Raw genomic sequence first — 20,924 nt, forward strand, 5'->3', positions numbered from 1 at the left:
GACCCCCGCGACACGTCTGGGCCCGAAGTTCTCCCGACGGACGACCTGAGTTCACCCAATCGTGTCCAATTGAGCCAGGTCCTGTTCGGACAGGTGCAACTCCGCCGACGCCAGGTTCTCCTCCAGGTGACGGATCGAGGACGTGCCGGGGATGAGGAGCACGTTCGGCGACCGGTGCAGCAGCCACGCCAGCGCCACCTGCCGGTCGGTCGCGCCGTGCCGGCCGGCGACCTCGACCAGCACGTCGTGCTGGAAGGGCGTGAACCCGCCGAGCGGGAAGAACGGCACGTAGGCGATGCCGTCGCGGGCGGTGCGGTCGACCATCTTCTCGTCGCCGCGGTCGACGACGTTGAACATGTTCTGCACGCACGCCACGGGCGCGATGGCCAGCGCCTGGTCCAGGTGGTGCTCGTGCGCGTTGCTCAGCCCCAGCTCGCCGATCAGGCCCTGCTCGCGCAGCTCGGCGAGCACGGTGAACGGCTCCTCGACCGAGGCCGGGTCGTCCGCGCCGCCGACGCGCAGGTTGACCACGTCCAGCCGCTCCACGCCCAGGTTGCGCAGGTTGTCGTGCACGGCGTCGCGCAGCTCCCGGGGCGAGCGGGCGGGGACCCAGCTGGTGTCGGGGGTGCGGCGGTAGCCGACCTTGGTGACGATCACCAGGTCCTCGGGGTAGGGGTGCAGGGCGGCCCGGATCAGCTCGTTGACCACGTGGGGGCCGTAGAAGTCGCTGGTGTCGAGGTGGTCGACGCCCAGCTCGACGGCGCGGCGCAGCACCGCCTTGGCGTTCTCGGGGTCGGCGGGCGGGCCGTAGACGTGGGGGCCGGCCAGCTGCATGGCGCCGTAGCCGACGCGGTTGAGGTTCAGGTTCAGCACACGTCAACGATCGCCCGCGACGGCGCCGGCCGCACGGATTGGCAGCTTGCTGCCATGCTGGTGGGGTGGATCGGGTGGCGGTGGTGCGGGGCGAGGCGGAGCTGTTCGAGCGGGCCGCGCACCTGTTCGCGGGTACCACGCGGGAGTTCGCCTGCGCGGCGAACACGCTGCGCACGTGGATGGTCACGCGCGCCCGCGCGCGGATCGCCGAGCAGGTGCCCGCCCCGCGGGTGCGCAAGCTGTTCCGGCTGAGCACCCTGCTGGACCCGCGGTGGGCCGAGCACGCGCGGGAGGCGGCCGGGCGCGGCGCGCAGGTGCGGGTCACCGCGCAGGACGTGAACGAGACGATCGTGCTCGACGACCGGGTGGCGATCCTGGCGGGCGACGAGTCGCACGGCGCGCGCAGCTACAGCGTCGTCACCGCGCCCGAGCTGGTGCACGGCATCTCGTCGCTGTTCGAGGCGGCCTGGCGGGGCGGCACGGAGCTGGCCGTGCACGAGGCGCGGATGGCCGAGCTGCGGGTGGTCGCGCCCGGCGTGCTCGACGCGCTGAACCGGGGCTGGACGGACGAGGCGGCGGCACGCGCGCTGGGGGTGTCCCTGCGCACGTACCGCCGCCGCGTGGCCGAGCTGATGAGCGCGCTGGGCGCGTCGTCCCGGTTCCAGGCCGGGGCCCGCGCCCGCGAGCTGGGCCTGGTCTAGCGGCCCTGGTTGGCCACGGCCTTGATCGCGTCGGCCGCCGCGTCCGGGTCCAGGTAGGTGCCGCCCGCGGTGACCGGCTTCAGGTCCTCGTCGAGGTCGTAGCGCAGCGGGATGCCGGTCGGCACGTTCAGGCCCGCGATCGCCTCGTCGGAGATGCCGTCGAGGTGCTTGATCAGGGCGCGCAGCGAGTTGCCGTGCGCGGCGACCAGGACGGTGCGGCCGGCGCGCAGGTCGGGGACGATCTCGGACTCCCAGTACGGGACCATCCGCTTGACCACGTCGAGCAGGCACTCGGTGAGCGGCAGGTCCGGGCCGAGGTCCGCGTAGCGCGGGTCGGCGTCCTGGCTGAACTCGGTGCCGGGCTCGATGGGCGGCGGCGGGGTGTCGTAGGAGCGGCGCCAGAGCATGAACTGCTCCTCGCCGAACTCCTCCAGGGTCTGCTTCTTGTTCTTGCCCTGCAGCGCGCCGTAGTGGCGCTCGTTGAGGCGCCAGTCCCGGCGCACCGGGATCCAGTGCCGGTCGGCCGCGTCGAGGGCGATGTTCGCGGTGGAGATCGCGCGCCGCAGGAGGGACGTGTGCACGACCTCCGGCAGCAGGTTCGCCTCGCGCATCAGCGCGCCGCCGCGCTTCGCCTCGGCGACGCCCTTCTCCGACAGGGGGACGTCCACCCAGCCGGTGAACAGGTTCTCCGCGTTCCAGACGCTCTCGCCGTGGCGGAGCAGCACCAGGGTTCCGACAGCCATGGGCGTCAGCCTGCCAGATGCGCCGGGCCTGCTCACGCCGGTGGTCGCTGTGACCTTTATCGGTGCAGTGGGCCGGTCGCTCCAGCCGGCCCACCGCACCGCGTCCGCGCGGTGTCAGCCGCCCACGTTGCCCAGGCCGCCGCCGCCCAGGTTGCCCAGCCCGCCACCGCTCACACCGGTGCCCAGGGCGCCGAGGACCTGGTTCACGAGCGACAGGCCCGGCAGGAACTTCGAGTCCGGGGTGCGCGGCGAGTCGACCTTCTGGGAGATCTCGGTCGGGGCGTCGGCGGCGTTCGCCATCGGGGCCGCGAGCAGGACAGCGGCTGTCGCGCCGGCCGCGACGACCAGCCTTCCAAGGGTGCGCATGCGTGAATCTCCGTAATGAGTCATCGAGGGGCGTGCGAATCGCACCGGGCCATGCTTGTGGTCCGCTCCCCGGTTCGGCAGTCCGGACACGCGACAAAAACACCATCGAGCGAACGACCCGCCACGGTCGGGGGACATGTCACCCATCAGCCCGACCGGCACCCCACCCGTCGACACCGCAGGTCGCCGCGCCGCGCCCCGGCGGCCCCGAGCGCACGACCGCGAATCCGCCCCGGCCGGGAACAACGCGCGGCGCACCCGCGACAAAGCCCCCGGCGGCCGAAACCGCCGGGGGCCCGAATTGCTTTCCCGCCGGGCGGCGGGACCCGTTCACCGCACCGGGATCAGGCGTTCTCCCGCGCCCTGAGGTCCTTTCGCAGGATCTTGCCCGCCGCCGACTTCGGGATCGCCTCGATGAACTCGACCACCCGCACCTTCTTGTGCGGCGCGACCTGCGAGGCCACGAACTCCATCACGCCCGCCTCGTCGAGCGCGGACCGCGGCTGGCGCACCACGAACGCCTTGGGCACCTCCTCGCCCTCGGCGTCGCGCACGCCGACCACGGCCGCGTCCGCGATCTCCGGGTGCGTCAGCAGCACGGCCTCCAGCTCGGCCGGCGGCACCTGGTAGCCCTTGTACTTGATCAGCTCCTTGACCCGGTCGACGATGGTGACCAGGCCGCGCTCGTCGATCACCGCCACGTCGCCGGTGTGCAGCCAGCCGTCGGCGTCCAGGGTGGCGGCGGTGGCCTCGGGGTTGTTCAGGTAGCCCTTCATCACGTTCGGGCCGCGGCACCACAGCTCGCCGCGCTCGCCGGCGCCGACGTCCTCGCCCGTGGCCGGGTCGACGATCCTGTTCTCCATGCTCGGCAGGATCAGGCCGACCGTGCCGACCGGGATGTCGTCGCGCTCGTCGGGGATGGCGTGGCTCACCGGGCTCATCTCGGTCATGCCGTAGCCCTGCGACACGCGGCAGTTCAGGCGCTTGGCGACGATGTCGGCCAGCTCCTCGTCCAGCGGCGCCGCGCCGGAGAAGATGCCGTCCAGCGCCGACAGGTCGTACTGGTCGACGATCGGGTGCTTGGCCAGCGCCACCGCGATGGGCGGCGCGATGTAGACCCGGTTGGTGCGGTGGTCCTGGATGACCCGCAGGAACTCCGGCAGGTCGAACCTCGGCATGGTCACCACGGTCGCGCCGACCTGCAGGCCGTTGTTCATCAGCACCTGCATGCCGTAGATGTGGAAGAACGGCAGCACGGCCAGCACCCGGGTCGACCCGTCCACGTGGAACATGGCGTTGCACTGGACGATGTTGGCCACCAGGTTGCGGTGGGTCAGCATCACGCCCTTGGCGCGGCCGGTCGTGCCCGAGGAGTACGGCAGCACGGCCACGTCCTCGGCCGGGTCGATCTCCACGGACGGCACCGGGTGGTCGTTCGCCAGCAGCTCGGCCAGGCTCGGGTACCCCTCGGCGCCGTCGAGCAGGACCACGTCCGACACGCCCGCCTTCGCCGCGCCGGGGGCGGCGTTGGGCAGCAGCGCGGACACCGTGAACAGCATCTTCGCGCCCGCGTCCGCCAGCTGGTGGGCGACCTCGTCGGCGGTGTAGAGGGCGTTGATCGTGGTGGCCGTGGCGCCGGCGCGCAGGATGCCGTGGAACACCACGGCGTAGTACGGGGTGTTGGGGCTGAGCAGGCCGACCACGTCGCCCTTGCCGATGCCGCGCGCGGCCAGCGCGGCGGCCAGCCGGTCGACGGCGCCGGCGAGCTGGGCGTAGGTCAGCGACGCCCCGGAGGTGCCGTCGACCAGGGCGACCCGGTCGGCCCGCTCGCCGAGGTCGGCGAACAGCAACCCGTGGAGCGAGACGTCCGGGACCTCGACATCGGGGTACGGACTGCGGAAGACCATGCGGCTGCCTCATTCTTCCGAGGGGGCGGTGATCCCGCCATCGTGTGTTACGGCTCACCCCCGGTCAAGGACGCCGGCCCAGGACTGGTGGTCTCACGGACATGAGCCAGCGTTACTTAACTCCGCTAAGAACACTCGAACGGAGTAGCGCAGGCCCTTGTGGTGATCACCGACCATCTGACAGGTTGACAGGGCCTCGCGGGTCGGTCCCCACGCACTCCGACGACCCGCCCGGCACCCACCGCGGCTTGCAATCCCCCCGTCGAGCCGCGGCCCGCTTGGACCGCCGGGCTCCCCCCGCCCGGGTCCACCGCAGCGGGGAACGACGCGGGGCGGCTTGAGCTCGCGACTCCCCCTCTCTCCCAAGCCGCCCCGCGCTCCCGCGCGATGACACCCTCAGTAGGACAAGCCCCCGAACGGGTCAAGCCCCCGCGGACGGGCTCGGTGCGACGGCCTCGACGGCCTCGACGGCCTCCCCGCGCCGGCGCCGCGACCACCACAGGTAGGCCGCCGCGGGCACGCCGAGCACCACCGCGAACGGCAGCACGGCGCCCACCACGACCAGCACCCAGCCCACGGTCGTGGTCAGCGCCCGCCAGCCGCCCGCCAGCGCGCCCAGGAAGCCCTGGTCGCCGTCCTCCTCCGCCGCGGCCGGCGGCGCGGGCCGCGACCCGACCGTCACGGTCAGGGTCGACAGGGAGACCTGCCCCTTGAGCGCCTCGTACCGGCGCTCCAGCGACTCCAGCTCGGACAGCCGCTTGGTCAGCTCCGCCTCGATGCCCGTGATCTCCGAGGTGGTGCCGGCCCGGTCGAGCAGCCCGCGCACCCGCGCCACGCTCGCCCGCTGGTTGGCCAGCCGCGCCTCGACGTCCACGACCTGCTCGGTCACGTCCTCGGTGCGCACCTCGCGCCGGACCACCTCGGCGTCGTCCAGCTCCTGCAGCGACGCCAGCACGCCGTCCAGCCGCTCACCCGGCACCCGCAGGGTCACCGAGGCCCGCTCCGGCGTGGCGTCCTCGCGCTCCGAGTAGCCGCCCTGCCCGGTGACCAGGTCCCGGACCCGGGTCAGCGTCCCGGTGACGTCCACCGCGCGCAGCTCCACCGCCGCGGTGCGCACGAGCTGCCGCTCCTGCCGCGCCGACGTGCCGCCCGCCTGCTGCTGCCCACCGGGCTGGCCCTCCTTGGCCACGCCCGGCTGCTCCAGCGGCGCCTGCGCGGGCGCCGCCTGGTCCGCCGCCATCCCCGCGCTCGAATCCGAGCTGCCCGCGCTGCACCCGGCCAGCGCCAGCACCGCGCACGCGGCCAGCGCCGCTCCCATCCGCCTGCCCATCAGGCTCCTCCCCTCGTCGGGGGTGGGACGGAGCGGCCGGCGGCCCCGGTTGCCCCGGCCGGGTCACGATCCGGTCGAGCCCCGGTCCGCGACCAGGTGCTCGAACGCGCGCAGGTTCGCCAGGGACTCGCCGCGCGAGACGCGCCAGTCCCACTCGCGCCGGATGGCGCCCGCGAACCCGATCTCCAGCAGGGTGTTGAAGTCGCCGTCGGCGGCCTCCACGACCTGCCCGAGCACGCGGTCCAGCTCGTCCGGCGTCACCGCGTGCAGCGCCACCCGGCCCACCAGGTAGACGTCGCCGGCCGTGTCGATCGTGTAGTGCACGCCGTAGAGCCTGGCGTTGCGGCGGAGCAGGAACCGGTACACCTCCTCGTGCGCCTCGTCCGGCCTGCGGCACACGAACGCCTCCACGACCAGCGCGTGCCTGCCCACCACGAGCCAGCAGTTGGTCTGGAGCTTCTTGGTGCCGGGCAGGGTCACGAAGTACCTGCCCGGACCCTTGCGGTCGTAGCGCAGCTCGCGGTCGTCGAGGGTGGACCGGATCACCCGGTCCAGGCGCGGCGCGTCCGGGCCGGCCTCCTCGGCCGGGCTCGCACCGGCGGCACCCGGCTGCCCGGGGCCCGACTCCTCGGGGCCGAATTCCTGGGGGCCGAATTCCTGGGGGCTCAAGCGAAAACCTCCTCGCGGAAGACCTTCCCGGCCTCCTGGTAGGCGGCCAGCAGCGACTCGGTCGTGCGGTCCCAGGAGAACCGGCGGGCGTGGCCGACCGCGTTGGTCGCCAGCTCCTCGCGGTGCGCGGGCCGCAGCGCCACGTCCGCCAGCGCCCGCGCCCAGCGGGCCGCCTCGTGGCCGTCGACCAGCGCGCCGGACACCCCGTCGCGCACGGCCACCGGCAGCCCGCCGACCGCCGCCGCCACCACCGGCGTGCCGCACGCCTGCGCCTCCAGCGCGACCAGCCCGAACGACTCGTTGTGGCTGGGCACCGCGACCACGTCGGCGGCCCGGTAGACCCGCGCCAGCGCCGCGCCGCCCTGCGGCGGCAGGAACCGCACCACGTCGGAGATGCCCAGCTCGGCGGCCAGCCGCACCAGCTCGTCCGGGGTCTTCAGGCCGGTCCCGGACGGGCCGCCGACCACCAGCACCACCAGCCGCGCGCGCAGGCCGGGGTCGCGGGCGACCATCTCGGCGGCGGCGCGCAGCAGCACGTCCGGCGCCTTCAGCGGCTGGATGCGGCCCACGAAGGCCAGCACCACCGCGTCGGGCGGCAGGTCCAGCGCGGCGCGGGCGGCGGCGGTGTCGCCGGGCGTGAACCGCTCCAGGTCCACCCCGGGCGGCACGACCAGCACCTTGCGCGGCTCGGCGTCGTAGAGCTCGACCAGCTCGCGCGCCTCGACCTCGGTGTTGGCCACCAGCCGGTCGGCCTCGGCGACCACCTGCTCCTCGCCGATCACCCGCATCCGCGGCTCGGGGGTGTCGTGCACGGCCAGCGCCAGGTTCTTCACCTTCGCCAGCGTGTGCGCGGTGTGCACCAGCGGCACCGCCCAGCGCTCCCGGGCCAGCCAGCCGACCTGCCCGGACAGCCAGTAGTGCGAGTGCACCACGTCGTAGTAGCCCGGCTCGTGCCGCGCCTCGGCGCGCAGCACGCCCGCGGTGAACGCGCACAGCTGGCCGGGCAGCTCCTCCTTGCCCAGGCCCTCGAACGGCCCGGCGATCACGTGCCGCACCTTCACGCCGGGCGCCAGCTCGGCCACCGGCGGCAGCTCCGAGGACGTGGCGCGGGTGAAGATCTCCACCTCGACGCCGCGCCGGGCCATCCGGGTGGCGGTCTGCACGATGTAGACGTTCATGCCGCCCGCGTCGCCCGTGCCGGGCTGCTCCAGCGGCGAGGTGTGCACGGACAGCACCGCGACCCGCCTCACCGGCCGACCTCCGCGACGAAGCCCGCGAGGTCGGCGGCGAAGCGCTCGGGCCGTTCCAGGAACGGCGCGTGCCCTGTCCGGTCGTAACGGCGCAATTCGGCTCCGGGGATGGTCGCCGCCGCGTGCTCACCGGCGGTCGGGTCGACCACCCCGTCGGCGGTGCCGTGCACCACCAGTGTCGGCTTGTCGACGCCCTTGAGCACCACGGAGCCGTCCACATCACGTCGGAACAGCTCGCGGCGCACCCGCGGCGGCACGCGCAGGGCCGTGCCGAGCAGCCGCTGCACCACCTCGCCGGGCAGGTCGGGCGCCTGGTCGCGGCAGAACTCCGCGAGCGCGGGCACGGCCACCGCCGGGTCCTCGGACAGCGCGCCCGGCAGCGCCCGGCGCATCACCGGCCCGGTGGCGCCGCCCGGCCGGTCCGGGCCGATCTCGGTGATCGCGCCGACCAGCACCAGGCCGCTCACCCGCGCCGTGCCGCGCTCGCGCAGGTAGTCGGTGATCACCAGGCCGCCGTAGGACCAGCCGACCAGCACCGCGGGCCTGCCGACGTGGTCGAGCACGGCGTCGAGGTCGGCGGCCCAGCTCGCCGGGTCGCGGTAGCCGCCCGCGGGCACCTCGGAGTCGCCGTGGCCGCGCAGGTCGAGCGCGCAGGAGCGCAGCGACGGGTGCGGTGCCCACACCTCCCCGGACTGGGCCCAGCCGTGCACCAGCACCACCGCCGGCGCGTCGACCGGGCCGGACTCGCGGACCGAGAGCCGCACGCCCTCGGCGGTGACGAGAGATGTCTGCACGACCCTCGTCAACGCGCCGGTCGTCCCATCACTTCCCGTACCGGCGGGTTTCGGCCGTCCGCCCGGTCGCGCTGGGACGACCGGGCGGACGGTTCACCGCGACCGGCTCACAGGGCCGACATGCTCTGCCACTGGCCCCACGGGATCTGCCAGTCGTACCAGTCGTACTGCGCGGGCAGCGTGGTGATCGAGTTGGTCACCTCGACCGGGTCGCCGACCAGCGCGCTGTCGTAGTACGCCTTCGCGTCGGCCTCCAGCAGGTTCGCGCAGCCGTGCGAGGTGTTGTTCTTGCCGATGTTGCCCGCGTTGTCGTTGTTCTCGTGGATGAACTCGCCGTGGTTGGAGATCCGGACCGCCCACTTCTTCAGCACGTTGGTGTAGCCGTAGCGCGGGTTGTCGAAACTGAACTGCTCGAACTTCTGCATCACCACGAACGTGCCGTTGGGGGTGGTCAGCTCCGGGTCGTCGTCCCGCCCGAAGGACGCCGGGTAGGTCGCCACGGTCTGCCCGTCGCGCTGCACCACGAGCTGGTGCGTCGGGTTGTCGATCTTCACGACCTGGTTGCGGCCGATGGTGAAGTCGCTGGTCACGTCGGCCTTGCCGACCGCGCCGCCGCCGTAGGGCACGCCGTAGAGCTTGGCCTCGACGTGGACCTGGGTGTTCGCGGGCCAGTACTGCTCCGGCCGGTAGTGCACCTCGCGGGAGTTCAGCCACGCCCAGCCGCCCTGCACGCCGGCCGAGTTGGTCACGGTCAGCGCCTTCTCCACGGTGGCCCGGTCGGCGACGTCGGCCTCGAACCGCACCATGATCGGGATGGCGACGCCCACGGTCTCGTTGTCGCCCGGGAACAGCGTGGCGCGCACCTGGCTGGCCGGGGTGAGCGTGGTGAACGAGCCCTTGAGCTCGACCGGCTTGCCGTCGGTGCCGGTGGCGCGGCCCGTGTAGGTGTAGGTCTTGCCGAAGCCCAGGGGCTCGCTGCTCGACCAGGACTTCCGGTCGTCGGCGAGCTTGCCCGCGACCGCCTGGCCCTCGGGGTTGGTCAGCGCGACCTCGTCGATGGTGCCCTCGGTCACGGTGACCTGCACCGGCGCGGTCACCGACGCGTCGGTCGCGCCGTCGGCGGGCGTGGTGGTGAACTTCGCCACCGGCGGGTTGTCACCGCCGATCGGCTTGGGCGTGCCCTGCTCGACGTTCGCGCCACAGCCCGCCAGCAGGGCCAGCGCGGCCAGCAGGGCGACCAATCTCCTGTGCACAAGGACCTCCTGGTCGAAGGACGCCCGACGCGGCTTCAGGTGCTGGTGAGCTGCCTCACACACCTAGGATCGCCTGCGTGAACCGTCCTATCGCAGTCGTGACCGGAGCCAGCGCGGGCATCGGTGAGGCCACCGCCCGCCGGCTCGCCGCCGAAGGGTTCCACGTGGTGCTGGGTGCCCGGCGGCTTGACCTCCTCAACACTATCGCGGACGAGATCGGTGGCACGGCGCTGGAACTGGACGTGACCTCCGCCGCGTCCGTGGAGGCGTTCCTGGCCGAGGTGCCCGCGGCGCGCGTGCTGGTCAACAACGCGGGCGGCGCGCGCGGCCTGGCCACCGTGGCCGAGGCGGACGAGGCGCACTGGCGGTGGATGTGGGAGACCAACGTCCTGGGCACGCTGCGGATCACCAAGGGCCTGCTGCCCCGGCTGATCGAGTCCGGGGACGGCCACGTGGTCACCGTCACGTCGGTCGCGGCCTTCGAGGCGTACGACAACGGCTCCGGCTACACCTCGGCCAAGCACGCCCAGTCGGCGCTGCACCGGACGCTGCGCGGCGAGCTGCTCGGGCAGCCCGTGCGGGTCACCGAGGTGCTGCCCGGCATGGTGGAGACCGACTTCTCGGTCAACCGCTTCGACGGCGACACCGAGCGGGCGGCCTCGGTCTACCAGGGCCTGACCCCGCTGACCGCGGCCGACGTGGCGGACGTGATCGCGTTCGCGGTCACCCGGCCGTCCCACGTCAACCTGGACCAGATCGTGCTCAAGCCCCGCGCGCAGGCGTCGGCGTCCCGCGTGCACCGGGGGTGAGCAGGTCCACGTCGAGCTGGTCCAGCACCGGCGCGATGGGGTTGGCGAACCCGCGGCACCGGCTGCCGCCCAGGTAGAGGCCGACCACGCGGTTGGCGTCGTCGAGCAGGACGGCGCCGGAGTCGCCGTGGTCGGCGAACCGGGGCGTCTCGATGCGGATCTGGTCGTGCAGCGTGCGCACGCCCAGGCCGACGCCGAAGTCCAGCGTGATCGCCGCGTCCGTGGACGCCACCACGCCCTCGGTGACGGCCGTGGTGCGCCCGCGCTTGCGCACCCGCTGGCCGACCGCCGCCGCGGCGTGCCCGAGCACCGGGCCGAGCCCCACCACCTCGGCCCGGTGGCGCGGCGTGGTGAGCATGATCGCGGCGGCGTCCACCCGGGACGACAGCGCGGCCCGCGCGAGCGCGCCGACCCGGTCGTGCACGGGGTGGCCGCCGTCCACCCGGGACGGGTGGACCATCGGGTCGCCGACCGCCCACGCGTCGTCCACGCAGGCCACGTGGAAGGCGGTCAGGCCCATCACCAGGCGCCGGCGGCGGGGCGTGACCAGCGCGCCGAGCGTGCCCGCGACCACGTAGTCGTCGGCCTCGGCCACGTCCGGCGGCACGAACCGGATCGCCCGGCTCGGCCCGATCCCGATGCCGCCCCGCATCTGGTCGTGCCGCTCCGCGCCGCCCACGCCCTCCGGCGAGGCGATGGTGTGGTGGGGCGAGAACGAGTCCTCCACCACGTCCGTGGGCACGCCCAGCACGTCCGGCGGGATGGCGAACTGGGCGGCCGGGCCCTTGCGCCGCACGAACACCACGATCGCCAGCCGGCCCGTGCGGTGGCCACCGGTGGTCTTCTCACCGAGGTCGACGCCCACCACGCCGGGACGGCTCAGGAAGTCGTCCTCGACCAGCTTCTTGATGGGCCTGACAGCCGTGCGCTCGTCATCCGGGTGGGGCATGACGACCTCCAACGAGTACCCCTGACCTCCATGAAACGCGCGGAGTGAGTATTCGTCACACGCAGTCACCCGTTCGGCCGGTCAGCCGTTCGACGTGCGGGCGGGATCGGCGGTCACCGTCCCGGTGGACCGGGCGCCGCCACTGGGCCGAACCACCGCGCCGGGCCGCCCGGCTCCCGCCTCACCCCAGGTCGCAGCCCACCAGCACCGGTTCGGGCCGCAGCTCCACCCCGAACGCCGCCCGCACCCCGTCGCGCACCTCGCGCGCCAGCTCCAGCAGGTCCTCGGTCGACGCGCCGCCGCGGTTGGTCAGGGCCAGGGTGTGCTTGCCGGACAGCGCCACCCGGCCGCCCGGCCCCCGGTGGCCCCGGGTGAAGCCGGCGCGCTCGATCAGCCAGGCCGCGGACAGCTTCGCGTGCCCCTCGCCCGCCGGGTAGGTGGGCACCTCGACGTGGCGGCCCAGGCGCTCGGCGATGCGGATCAGCACACCGGCCAGGGTGGACTCGTCCAGCAGCGGGTTGGTGAAGAACGAGCCCGCGCTCCACGTGTCGTGGTCGGTCGGGTCCAGCACCATGCCCTTGCCGCGCCGCAGGTCCAGCACCGCCTTGCGGGCCGCGTCCGCGGGCACCCGCTCGCCCTGCGCCACGCCCAGCACGCGCGCCAGCTCGGCGTACCGGATCGGCGCGGACTGGCCGCCCGCGGTCAGCGCGAACCGCGCCCGCAGCACGACCGCGTGGTCGGTGCCCTTGAGCACGCTGGTCCGGTAGGCCAGGCCCAGCGCCTCGGCGGGCACCTGGTGCACCCGGCCGGTGCGGCGGTCCAGCAGGTCGACCGAGGTCAGCACCTGCGCGACCTCCACGCCGTAGGCGCCGACGTTCTGCACCGGGGTCGCGCCGACCAGGCCGGGGATGCCCGACAGGCACTCCAGCCCGCCCAGGCCCTGCGCCACGGCCTCGGCCACCACGGAGTCCCAGTCCTCGCCCGCCTCGACGGTGAGCTGCACCAGCCCGTCGCCCAGCGGGTCGAGCCGGCGGCCGGACGTGCCGACCTGCACCGCGGTGCCCTCGAACCCGGCGTCGCCGACGACCAGGTTGGACCCGCCGCCGAGCAGCAGCACCGGTTCGCCGGACGCGTCCAGGTCGCGCACGGCCTCGACGAGCTCCGCGGCGGTGGTGGCGCGCGTGAACCGCGCGGCCGGGCCGCCGAGGCGCAGCGTGGTGCACTCGGCGAGCCGCACCCGGGCAGTGGACGACGGGGGGGTCACGGCCGTCAACGGTAGCCTCCGCGACATGGCACGCCGCATCGAGCACCGAACCGCGTCCCGCCGGCCCGCGCGGGACGTGTACGCAGCGCTGGTCGACGAGGGCCACCTGCGCGACCGCCTGGCCGTCCTGGGCGGCAAGGACGCCGAGCTGGTGACCTTCACCACCACCGGGCAGAGCACCACCTACCAGCTCAGGCAGGGCGTGGAGGCGGAGCACCTGCCCTCGTTCGCGCGCGGGCTGCTCGGCGGCGACCTGGTGATCACGCGCACCGAGACGTGGACCGAGGCGGGCCTCACCGGGACCATCGAGGGCGTGCTGAGCGGTGTGCCGGGGCGCATCGAGGGCACCGTCACGCTGGCCGACACCGCGGGCGGCAGCGAGCTGCACCTGCTGGGCCAGGTCAAGGTCGGCATCCCGCTGGTCGGCGGCAAGGTCGAGGCGCTGGTCGGCGAGCAGGTCGCCAAGTTGCTCGACAAGGAAACCGAGTTCACCTCCGAATGGCTCGAACGCCGCGCCTAGCCGCGGGCCGGGCGCGCGCGCTCGGCCTGCCCACGAGGGGCACGACCAACCCGAACCGCCTGCGCCGGGTCGACCGGTGGGTGGCGCACGCGCACCGCGACCTGCTCGCCGCGGGCGAGCCGCTGGTGGTGGACCTCGGGTACGGGTCGTCCCCGGTCACCACCGTCGAGCTGGCCGCCCGGCTGCGCGCGGTCAACCCGCGCGTGCGCGTGCTCGGCCTGGAGCTCGACCCGGAGCGGGTCGAGGCGGGCAGGGCCGTCGCCGACCCGCCGGGGCTGGACTTCCGGCGCGGCGGGTTCGAGCTGGCGGGCGCCCGGCCCGTGCTGCTGCGCGCGTTCAACGTGCTGCGGCAGTACACCGAGGAGCAGGCCGCCGAGGCGTGGACCACCATGGTCGGCCGGCTGGCGCCCGGCGGCGTGCTGGTCGAGGGCACCTGCGACGAGGTCGGCCGCCGGTGCTGCTGGGTGTCGCTGACCGCCGAGGGGCCGCGGACGTTCACGCTGTCCTGCCTGCCCGCCGACCTGGACACCCCGGGCGACCTGGCCGAGCGGCTGCCCAAGGCGCTGATCCACCACAACGTGCCCGGCGAGAAGGTCCACGCGCTGCTGGCCGAGCTGGACGCGTGCTGGGCGACCGCCGCGCCCTACGCCCCGTACGGGCCGCGCGCCCGCTGGGTGGAGTCGGTGCGGCTGCTGGCCGGGCGCGGGTGGCCGGTGCTCGACGACCGGAAGCGGTGGCGGTTGGGCGAGATCACGGTGCCCTGGGAGGTCGTGGGTCCCTAGGGTGTGACGAGTGGAACACGCCGATTTCGTCACCCACTTCAGGACCCAGGTCGACGCCCTGCACGCCGCCGCGGCGGCCGCCGGCCCGGACGCGCCCGTGCCCACCTGTCCGGGGTGGACGGTCAAGGACCTGGTGGACCACGTGGGGCGCGTGCACTCGTGGGTGCTCAACGCCCTGGACACGCCCCCGGACGACGCCACGCCGCGCCCCGACGAGCGGCCCGGTGCCTGGGAGGACCTGCTGCCCTGGTGGCTGACCAGGGCGCGTGAGCTGGCCGACGCGCTGGCCGGCACCACGTCGAACACGCCCGCGTGGACGTTCTCGCCGACCGAGCGCACCTACGGCTTCTGGGCCCGCAGGCAGGCGCACGAGACGGCGATCCACCGGCTGGACGCCGAGCACGCGCTGCACGGCGACGAGGTGCCGTCGCTGCTGTTCGACACCGACCTCGCCGCCGACGGCGTGGACGAGTTCCTGACGCTGATGCTGCCGCGGCAGTTGAGCCGCCGGCCGGTCGCGCGCGAGGGCCGGCTGGTGTTCCACGCCGCCGACGCGGGCCGCGCCTGGGAGCTGCGGCTCACGCCGGGGCAGCCGGCGGGGGTCGGGCCGATCCAGGACGCGGCGACCGACGCGGACGCCACCGTCGCGGGCACCGCGGACGCGCTGTACCGGGCGGTGTGGGCCCGGCCGAGCGGCGCCATCACGTCGGGTGACAGGTCGCTGCTGGACGGGCTGCCGCGACCGTAGATACTTCCGGGCGTGCCCTTGCCTGAGCGACGCTACGTGATCACCTTCGGCTGCCCGGACCGCACCGGCATCGTGGCCGGGATCTCCTCGTTCCTGGCCGAGCACGGCGGCTGGATCGTGGAGGCGGCCTACCACACCGACCCGGCCACGAACTGGTTCTTCACCCGCCAGGAGGTGCGGGCGGACTCGCTGCCGTTCGACGCGGACGGGCTGCGGGCCCGGTTCGCGGAGGTGGCCCGCGAGCTGGGCGCGCTGCCCGGCTCGTGGCGGGTCACCGACACCGGCGAGCGGCGGCGCGTGGTGATCCTGGTGTCCAAGGAGGGGCACTGCCTCTACGACCTGCTGGGCCGGGTGGCCTCGCGGGAGCTGGACGTGGACGTGGCGGCCGTGGTCGGCAACCACGCCGACCTGGCCGGGATCACCCGGGCGCACGGCATCCCGTTCCACCACGTGCCGTTCCCGGCCAACGACCCGGAGGGCAAGCAGGCGGCGTTCGCCCAGCTCCGGCAGCTGGTGGACGCGCACCAGCCGCACGCGGTGGTGCTGGCGCGGTTCATGCAGATCCTGCCCGCCGAGCTGTGCGCGGACTGGGCGGGCCGGGCGCTGAACATCCACCACAGCTTCCTGCCGTCCTTCATCGGCGCCCGCCCCTACCACCAGGCCCACGGCCGGGGCGTCAAGCTGGTCGGCGCGACCTGCCACTACGTGACCGCCGACCTGGACCAGGGCCCGATCGTCGAGCAGGACGTGATCCGCGTGGACCACACCGACTCGATCCCCGACATGGTCCGCAAGGGCCGCGACATCGAGAAGGTCGTCCTGGCCCGCGGCCTCCGCTGGCACCTGGAGGACCGCGTCCTGGTCCACGGCAACCGCACCGTCATCTTCTGACCCCGCGCGAGTCCTCCACCCCGACACCGCGAGTCCTCCACCCCGACACCACGTGTCCTCCACCCCGACACCGCGAGTCGAACACCCGGGACCGTCGTGTCGAACCTCCGGCACCCCCGAACTCCACACCCGACCCCGGCGTGTCCTGCGCTCAGGCCGCGCGAGTCATGCGCCCGGCACCCCCGAGTTCCGCATTCGGGCCCTCCGCGCGCGACCGGCACGTAGGCTGCGCCGGTGCGCAAGGAGTTCACCGACCTGGACGAGGTCCGCGCCGCGTCCGACCTGAGCCACGCCGTCCTCGTCGGCCTCGACCTGACCGGTGAGGACCTGCGCGCACCCGTGGACGGCGCGCTGTTCCTCGGCTGCGCGCTCTCCCCGACCGGCCAACGCCGCGCCGCCGCGGCCGGCGCGCTGGTCTTCCCCGCCATCCCGGACCTGCCCTACGACGTCTACCGGTCGCGCCTCTACACCCCGGCCGAGCTGTTCGAGGGCTTCGACCCCGCCGACCCCGGGTCCTACGCCGACACCCCCGACGCGCGGATCTACCGGCACAGCCGCGCCCGGGGCCACAACCCCGACCCCCTGCACGCCCTGGCCGAGCGCCTGCACGACCACGCCATCACCGAGGCCCTGGCCGACGCCCTCACCGGCACCCCGGTCGCGGTCATGGGCGGTCACGCGCTGGGCCGCGGCACCCCCGGCTACCGGCGCGCGGTCGGGCTGGGCGCGGCCCTCGGCGAGGCCGGTTTCACCGTGCTCACCGGCGGCGGGCCGGGCGTGATGGAGGCGGTGCCGCTGGGCGTGCGGGTCGGCGTGGACGAGGCCGTGCTCAAGGACCTGGCCGCGGTGCCCGACTTCGGCCACGACGCCGAGTCGATCGGCCGCTGGATCGCCGCCTGCCCCACCGACCTGCCGTCGTCCGAACGGCCGCGCACCATCGGCATCCCCACCTGGTTCTACGGCCACGAGCCGCCGAACCCGGCCTGCGAGCTGCACGCCAAGTACTTCGCCAACTCCGTCCGCGAGGACGGCCTGCTCACCATCGCCACCGGCGGCATCATCTACACGCCGGGCAGCGCGGGCACCGTGCAGGAGGTCTTCCAGGACTACTGCCAGAACCACTACGGCTCGGTCGGCCCGGCCGCGCCCATGGTGTTCCTGGGCAAGGACTTCTGGGTCGACGAGGTACCCGCCGCGCCGCTGGTCCGCCGGCTGGCCCGCGGTCGCGAGGCCGAGCGCTGGATCCTGGTCACCGACGACGTCGACGAGGCCGTCGAGTTCATGCGGGGCTACGCGCCCTAGCGGGCCAGTCCCTCGACCACCTCGGCACCGGGCAGCTTCGCCAGCACCTCGCCGGGCACGAGCAGCTTGCCGCCCCGCACCCCGCTGCCGATGACCAGCTCCGGCGCGGCCGCGACCTCGGGCGAGAGCAGCACCGGCCAGTCCGCGGGCAGCCCGACGGGGGTGATGCCGCCGTAGGCCATGCCGCTGAGCGACACCGCGTCGTCCATCGGCGCGAACGACGCCTTGCGCGCGTCCAACCGCCGCCGCACGACCCCGTTCACGTCCGCCCGCGTGGTGGCGAGCACCACGCACGCCGCGTACCGCACGGCGTCACCGCGCCTGCCCGCCACGACCACGCAGTTCGCCGACGCCTCCAGCGGCGAGCCGTAGTGGGCGCAGAACTCGGCGGTGTCGGCCAGCTCCGGGTCGATCTCGACGACGGCGACCCGCCCGGCGTCGGGCAGCGACCGCAGCGCCGCGGCCACCGGTTCGGCGACCAGGTCCAGCCGGTCGAGGGCGGGCACGGGCTTCAGGCTCCCTGCGATGGTCCACACACCCCACATCCTGCCGGCCCGCGCTTGACCTTGACGCTGCGTCAACTCCTAACGTGGTCGGGGCAGGAGGGAGGACGGCCATGGCCTGGTCGATCGCGCAGGTGGCGCGGATGTCGAAGGTGACCTCGCGGACGTTGCGGCACTACGACGCGATCGGCCTGCTCGCACCGGCGCGGGTCGGCGACAACGGCTACCGCTACTACGAGCGCGAGCAGCTGCTCCGGCTCCAGCAGATCCTGCTGCTGCGCGACCTGGGGCTCGGCCTCGACGCGATCGCGGCGGTGCTGGACGGGCGGCACAGCCCGGTCCACGTGCTGCGCAACCACGCGCGGTGGCTGGAGCTGGAGCGGGCGCGGCTGGCCCGGCTGGCCAGGACGGTCTCCAAGACGATCGAGGAACTGGAAGGGGGTTGTCGCGTGAAGATGGAAGAGCTGTTCGACGGTTTCGACGCCGAGCGCCAGAGCCGCTACGAGGCGGAGCTGGTGGAGCGCTACGGCGGGGGCGCGCAGGAGCACGTCGACGAGGGCAAGCGGCGGATGAAGAGCTGGACGAAGGCCGACGCCGACGCGTTCACGGCGGAGTGGAAGGGCATCTCCGACGCCTACGCCGCCCTGTTCGACGAGGGCGTGCCCGCCGACGCGCCGCGGGCGCTGGACGTGACCGACCGGCACCACACCTGGCTGTGCCGCAGCTGGACGCCGGACCGGGAGTCCTACACCGGCCTGGGGCGGCTGTACGTCGACTCGCCCGAGTTCAAGGCGCGGTTCGACGCGCACGCCGAGGGGTTCGCCGAGTACGTCCGCGACGCCATCGCGGCGTACGCGCGGGCCCGGCTGTAGATCCGGGAACGGCCACGGGGAGCTGCAGCTCCCCGTGGCCGTCGCACCGGGGTCAGACCTCGTGCAGCCCGAACGCCTTCAGCGCCTCGCGGTTGAACGCGGGCAGGTCGTCGGGCTTGCGGCTGGTGACCAGGGTCCACCCGTTGGCGGTGCACACCCGGACCTCCTCGTCGGCCCAGTCGCCGCCGGCGTTGCGGATGTCGGTGGCCAGGCTCGGCCACGAGGTCAGCGCCTTGCCGCGGACCACGTCGGCCTCGACCAGCAGCCACGGCCCGTGGCAGATCGACGCGATCGGCTTGCCCGCGGCCACGTGCTGCTGGACGAACCGCACGGCGTCGCGGTCCATCCGCAGGAAGTCCGAGTTGGCGACCCCGCCGGGGATCACCACGGCGTCGTAGTCGTTGGGGTCGGCGTGCGCGAACGGCACGTCGACGTCGAACTCGTCGGCGGGCGTCAGGTGGTTGAACGCCCGCACCCGGCCCAGCTTCGGCGCGAGCAGCCTCGGCAGCGCACCGGCCTTCTCCACGTGCTGCCACGGGTCGGTGAGCTCGGCCTGCTCGATGCCCTCCGAGTCGACCAGGAATGCGATCTTCTTCTGTTCGGCCATGCACTTCGGCTACCCGTGCAGGAAGTCGACCAACCACCGGCGCACGTCACCCCGGTGGGTCAACCAGGTGGGCACCAGCTCCAGCCTGCCGCGGGGGAACGCGGCGGCCACCTGCTTGGCCACGTCCTCCGGGTGCAGCGGGTCCCGGGTCGCGCCGACCACCAGCACCGGGGCCGTGACCCGCGCCAACGCCGCGCGGTCGGGCACCGCGGCCTGGCCGGGCAGCGCGCGCAGCGCGTCGTCCAGCCGGGCGAACGCGGCCCGGCGCCGCGCCAGGTAGTCGGGCGGCCCGCCCACCGCGGTGATGATCTCCTCGGGGGTCAGCGCGGGCCGCGGCTCGTCCAGCACGGCGGGCAGCAGCAGGACCACGCGCTCGAACGCGTCGGGCTCCCGCGCCAGCAGCGACAGCAGGGCGCCGGAGGTCAGGGACACGCCGATGGCGCGGGTCGCGCGGGTCTCGCGGGCGAGTTCCCGCAGGTCGGCGGCTATCCGCCGGTAGTCCCAGTACCCGGCCGGGGCGTCCGGGGCGTCCCCGTGCGACGGGAGGGTGACCACGACCTTCGTGCCCTTGAGGCCGGACGTGGGCAGGCGCGCCTCACCGAGGGTGGCGCCGAGGCCGTGGCCGACGAGGGTGACCGGGTCGCCGGAGCCGAAGCTCCGGTGCGTCACCACCGCGGGCCGCGCTGGACCTCGATCAGCCGCGGGCGCACGTCCACGACGTAGACGGTGACCGCGACCAGGCCGGCGAGCCAGAACATGGCACCCGGGGAGAAGGGGTGGAACAGCAGCAGCGCGAACGCACCGCCGCCGGTGATGCCGAGCCAGGCGGGCTTGGTCATGCGCTCGGCCGCCGTGAACGCGTCGGCGCGCTGCGAGAGCGCGTGCCCGAACGCGAACACACCCATGACCAGCGCGGCGTAGTACGCCACGAGCATGACCCAAGCGTCCAGGTACAGCGGGCTGAAGGGCGGGGGTAGGGGCAGCACGCACCCCAGACTACGTGCGCCGCGCACCCGGGGTACAGCGGGAACGGGGCGCCCCTGGTGGGACGCCCCGTTCCCGGTGGCTCACTCGCCGCCGTCGGCCGGCTTCGCCTCGCCGCCGTCGGCCGGCTTCGCCTCGCCGCCGTCGGCCGGCTTCGCCGCCGCGGCACGGGTGGTGCCGGTCTTCGCGGTGGTCTTGCGCGGCGCGGTGCGGGCCGCCGCCTTGCGGGTGGTGGCGCGCACCTCGTGGGCGACCTCGCCGCCCGCCTCGACGACCGCCTCGGCCAGCTTCTGGGTGGCCTCCTCGACGTCGCCGGCGGCCTTCTCGCCGGCCGCGCGGGTGCGGCGGGTGACCTTGCCGAGCACGTCGTCGGCCACCACGCGGGCGTCGGCGGCCGCGGCCTCGGTGCGCTTCTGGGCGGTCTCCACGGCCTCCTCGACCTGGTGGAGGGCCTTCTGGAGCTGCGGCGCGGTCTTCAGCTTCTCCAGCGCCTCCTCGCCGTGCTGGGCGAGGAACTGGTACAGGTTCAGCGCCGACTGCGTGTAGGCGTCCACGACCTTGCGCAGCTCGGCCGGGTCGAACCTGTCCTTGAGACCCGTGAAGTCGGTCGACCCGGCGGCCTGCTTGGCCGACTCGGCCCGCTCGCGGGCCTTGTTCAGCGCCTCGACGACGGCCTTGGCGGCCAGGTCGCCCGCGCCGAGCGCGGCCAGCAGCGGGGTCCGGGCGGCGGCGACCGCCTGCTCGCCGGCCTTGCGCAGCTCCTCGGTGGTGGGCAGGTTCGGCATGCCGATCACTCCTCCGGCTCGG

Annotated in this window: 24 protein-coding genes; 8 read left to right on the forward strand and 16 right to left on the reverse strand. The window is 74.1% G+C overall.

Annotated elements, in window-relative coordinates; genetic code table 11:
• Positions 1 to 51 precede the first annotated feature (51 nt).
• The gene (locus tag EKG83_RS44830) at positions 52 to 834 is read right to left on the reverse strand and encodes an oxidoreductase (RefSeq protein WP_084716081.1); all 783 of its coding nucleotides are present in this window, start codon (positions 832 to 834) and stop codon (positions 52 to 54) included.
• 104 nt (positions 835 to 938) lie between these two features.
• On the opposite strand from EKG83_RS44830, the gene EKG83_RS44835 reads away from it, so the two are divergent.
• Positions 939 to 1,574 (forward strand): helix-turn-helix domain-containing protein, encoded by a 636-nt coding sequence (locus EKG83_RS44835; protein WP_084716037.1) that lies wholly within the window; start codon positions 939 to 941, stop codon positions 1,572 to 1,574.
• Here EKG83_RS44835 and EKG83_RS44840 read toward each other — a convergent pair.
• The 8 genes from EKG83_RS44840 to EKG83_RS44875 all read right to left on the reverse strand — a co-directional run bounded on the left by EKG83_RS44840 (position 1,571) and on the right by EKG83_RS44875 (position 9,886).
• Positions 1,571 to 2,317 carry a phosphoglyceromutase gene (locus EKG83_RS44840; protein WP_033428470.1) on the reverse strand — a complete coding sequence of 249 codons (747 nt, stop codon included), beginning with the start codon at positions 2,315 to 2,317 and terminating at the stop codon, positions 1,571 to 1,573. The two genes, EKG83_RS44835 and EKG83_RS44840, sit on opposite strands and share 4 nt — an antisense overlap.
• Before the next feature lie 114 nt (positions 2,318 to 2,431).
• A complete protein-coding gene (locus EKG83_RS44845) occupies positions 2,432 to 2,683 on the reverse strand; it encodes a hypothetical protein (RefSeq protein ID WP_033428469.1) in 252 nt (83 codons plus the stop codon).
• A gap of 344 nt (positions 2,684 to 3,027) precedes the next feature.
• Positions 3,028 to 4,590 (reverse strand): 4-coumarate--CoA ligase family protein, encoded by a 1,563-nt coding sequence (locus tag EKG83_RS44850; RefSeq protein WP_033428468.1) that lies wholly within the window; start codon positions 4,588 to 4,590, stop codon positions 3,028 to 3,030.
• A 421-nt stretch (positions 4,591 to 5,011) separates the two neighbouring features.
• Complete coding sequence (locus EKG83_RS44855) at positions 5,012 to 5,920, reverse strand: DUF4349 domain-containing protein (protein WP_033428467.1); 909 nt, start codon at positions 5,918 to 5,920, stop codon at positions 5,012 to 5,014.
• A gap of 63 nt (positions 5,921 to 5,983) precedes the next feature.
• Complete coding sequence (locus EKG83_RS44860) at positions 5,984 to 6,475, reverse strand: type III secretion system chaperone family protein (RefSeq protein ID WP_033428753.1); 492 nt, start codon at positions 6,473 to 6,475, stop codon at positions 5,984 to 5,986.
• 110 nt (positions 6,476 to 6,585) lie between these two features.
• The gene (gene mshA / locus EKG83_RS44865; RefSeq protein ID WP_033428466.1) at positions 6,586 to 7,839 is read right to left on the reverse strand and encodes a D-inositol-3-phosphate glycosyltransferase; all 1,254 of its coding nucleotides are present in this window, start codon (positions 7,837 to 7,839) and stop codon (positions 6,586 to 6,588) included.
• Positions 7,836 to 8,633: an alpha/beta fold hydrolase gene (locus EKG83_RS44870; protein WP_033428465.1), complete on the reverse strand. Its 798-nt coding sequence runs from the start codon at positions 8,631 to 8,633 to the stop codon at positions 7,836 to 7,838. The genes mshA and EKG83_RS44870 overlap by 4 nt, the downstream gene beginning before the upstream one ends.
• Before the next feature lie 107 nt (positions 8,634 to 8,740).
• A complete protein-coding gene (locus EKG83_RS44875; RefSeq protein ID WP_033428464.1) occupies positions 8,741 to 9,886 on the reverse strand; it encodes a L,D-transpeptidase in 1,146 nt (381 codons plus the stop codon).
• A gap of 77 nt (positions 9,887 to 9,963) precedes the next feature.
• On the opposite strand from EKG83_RS44875, the gene EKG83_RS44880 reads away from it, so the two are divergent.
• On the forward strand, positions 9,964 to 10,695 hold the full coding sequence (locus tag EKG83_RS44880) for an SDR family NAD(P)-dependent oxidoreductase (RefSeq protein WP_033428463.1): 732 nt from the start codon (positions 9,964 to 9,966) through the stop codon (positions 10,693 to 10,695).
• On the opposite strand, the gene EKG83_RS44885 is transcribed toward EKG83_RS44880, so the two are convergent.
• Together EKG83_RS44885 and EKG83_RS44890 are read right to left on the reverse strand one after the other, a co-directional pair.
• Positions 10,649 to 11,644, reverse strand: a complete 996-nt coding sequence (locus EKG83_RS44885) for a chymotrypsin family serine protease (RefSeq protein WP_033428752.1) — start codon at positions 11,642 to 11,644, stop codon at positions 10,649 to 10,651. The genes EKG83_RS44880 and EKG83_RS44885 overlap by 47 nt on opposite strands.
• Positions 11,645 to 11,825: 181 nt before the next feature.
• A complete protein-coding gene (locus tag EKG83_RS44890; RefSeq protein ID WP_051764644.1) occupies positions 11,826 to 12,935 on the reverse strand; it encodes a UDP-N-acetylmuramate dehydrogenase in 1,110 nt (369 codons plus the stop codon).
• Between EKG83_RS44890 and EKG83_RS44895 the strand changes: the two genes are divergently transcribed.
• The 5 genes from EKG83_RS44895 to EKG83_RS44915 all read left to right on the forward strand — a co-directional run bounded on the left by EKG83_RS44895 (position 12,934) and on the right by EKG83_RS44915 (position 17,151).
• Positions 12,934 to 13,428: a DUF2505 domain-containing protein gene (locus EKG83_RS44895; RefSeq protein WP_033428751.1), complete on the forward strand. Its 495-nt coding sequence runs from the start codon at positions 12,934 to 12,936 to the stop codon at positions 13,426 to 13,428. The two genes, EKG83_RS44890 and EKG83_RS44895, sit on opposite strands and share 2 nt — an antisense overlap.
• A complete protein-coding gene (locus EKG83_RS44900) occupies positions 13,407 to 14,210 on the forward strand; it encodes a class I SAM-dependent methyltransferase (RefSeq protein WP_033428461.1) in 804 nt (267 codons plus the stop codon). The genes EKG83_RS44895 and EKG83_RS44900 overlap by 22 nt, the downstream gene beginning before the upstream one ends.
• 10 nt (positions 14,211 to 14,220) lie before the next feature.
• Positions 14,221 to 14,958, forward strand: coding sequence for a maleylpyruvate isomerase family mycothiol-dependent enzyme (locus EKG83_RS44905; protein ID WP_033428460.1), 738 nt, complete (start codon positions 14,221 to 14,223; stop codon positions 14,956 to 14,958).
• Between the two features lie 12 nt (positions 14,959 to 14,970).
• Positions 14,971 to 15,849, forward strand: a complete 879-nt coding sequence (purU, locus tag EKG83_RS44910; protein ID WP_033428459.1) for a formyltetrahydrofolate deformylase — start codon at positions 14,971 to 14,973, stop codon at positions 15,847 to 15,849.
• A gap of 234 nt (positions 15,850 to 16,083) precedes the next feature.
• Positions 16,084 to 17,151 (forward strand): LOG family protein, encoded by a 1,068-nt coding sequence (locus EKG83_RS44915; RefSeq protein WP_051764642.1) that lies wholly within the window; start codon positions 16,084 to 16,086, stop codon positions 17,149 to 17,151.
• Here the strand turns inward: EKG83_RS44915 and EKG83_RS44920 are convergent.
• Complete coding sequence (locus tag EKG83_RS44920) at positions 17,148 to 17,696, reverse strand: YbaK/EbsC family protein (protein ID WP_033428458.1); 549 nt, start codon at positions 17,694 to 17,696, stop codon at positions 17,148 to 17,150. The genes EKG83_RS44915 and EKG83_RS44920 overlap by 4 nt on opposite strands.
• A gap of 71 nt (positions 17,697 to 17,767) precedes the next feature.
• On the opposite strand from EKG83_RS44920, the gene EKG83_RS44925 reads away from it, so the two are divergent.
• On the forward strand, positions 17,768 to 18,526 hold the full coding sequence (locus EKG83_RS44925; protein ID WP_033428457.1) for a MerR family transcriptional regulator: 759 nt from the start codon (positions 17,768 to 17,770) through the stop codon (positions 18,524 to 18,526).
• A gap of 52 nt (positions 18,527 to 18,578) precedes the next feature.
• On the opposite strand, the gene EKG83_RS44930 is transcribed toward EKG83_RS44925, so the two are convergent.
• The 4 genes from EKG83_RS44930 to EKG83_RS44945 form a co-directional block, all read right to left on the reverse strand.
• Positions 18,579 to 19,133 carry a type 1 glutamine amidotransferase domain-containing protein gene (locus EKG83_RS44930; protein WP_033428456.1) on the reverse strand — a complete coding sequence of 185 codons (555 nt, stop codon included), beginning with the start codon at positions 19,131 to 19,133 and terminating at the stop codon, positions 18,579 to 18,581.
• A 9-nt stretch (positions 19,134 to 19,142) separates the two neighbouring features.
• Positions 19,143 to 19,802 (reverse strand): alpha/beta fold hydrolase, encoded by a 660-nt coding sequence (locus EKG83_RS44935; protein ID WP_084716079.1) that lies wholly within the window; start codon positions 19,800 to 19,802, stop codon positions 19,143 to 19,145.
• Positions 19,799 to 20,089, reverse strand: coding sequence for a DUF2516 family protein (locus tag EKG83_RS44940; RefSeq protein ID WP_407690808.1), 291 nt, complete (start codon positions 20,087 to 20,089; stop codon positions 19,799 to 19,801). Before EKG83_RS44940 ends, EKG83_RS44935 begins: the two co-directional genes overlap by 4 nt.
• 111 nt (positions 20,090 to 20,200) lie before the next feature.
• The gene (locus EKG83_RS44945) at positions 20,201 to 20,902 is read right to left on the reverse strand and encodes a hypothetical protein (protein WP_051764640.1); all 702 of its coding nucleotides are present in this window, start codon (positions 20,900 to 20,902) and stop codon (positions 20,201 to 20,203) included.
• Between the last annotated feature and the right edge of the window lie 22 nt (positions 20,903 to 20,924).

Source organism: Saccharothrix syringae (assembly GCF_009498035.1).
Lineage (GTDB): Bacteria > Actinomycetota > Actinomycetes > Mycobacteriales > Pseudonocardiaceae > Actinosynnema > Actinosynnema syringae.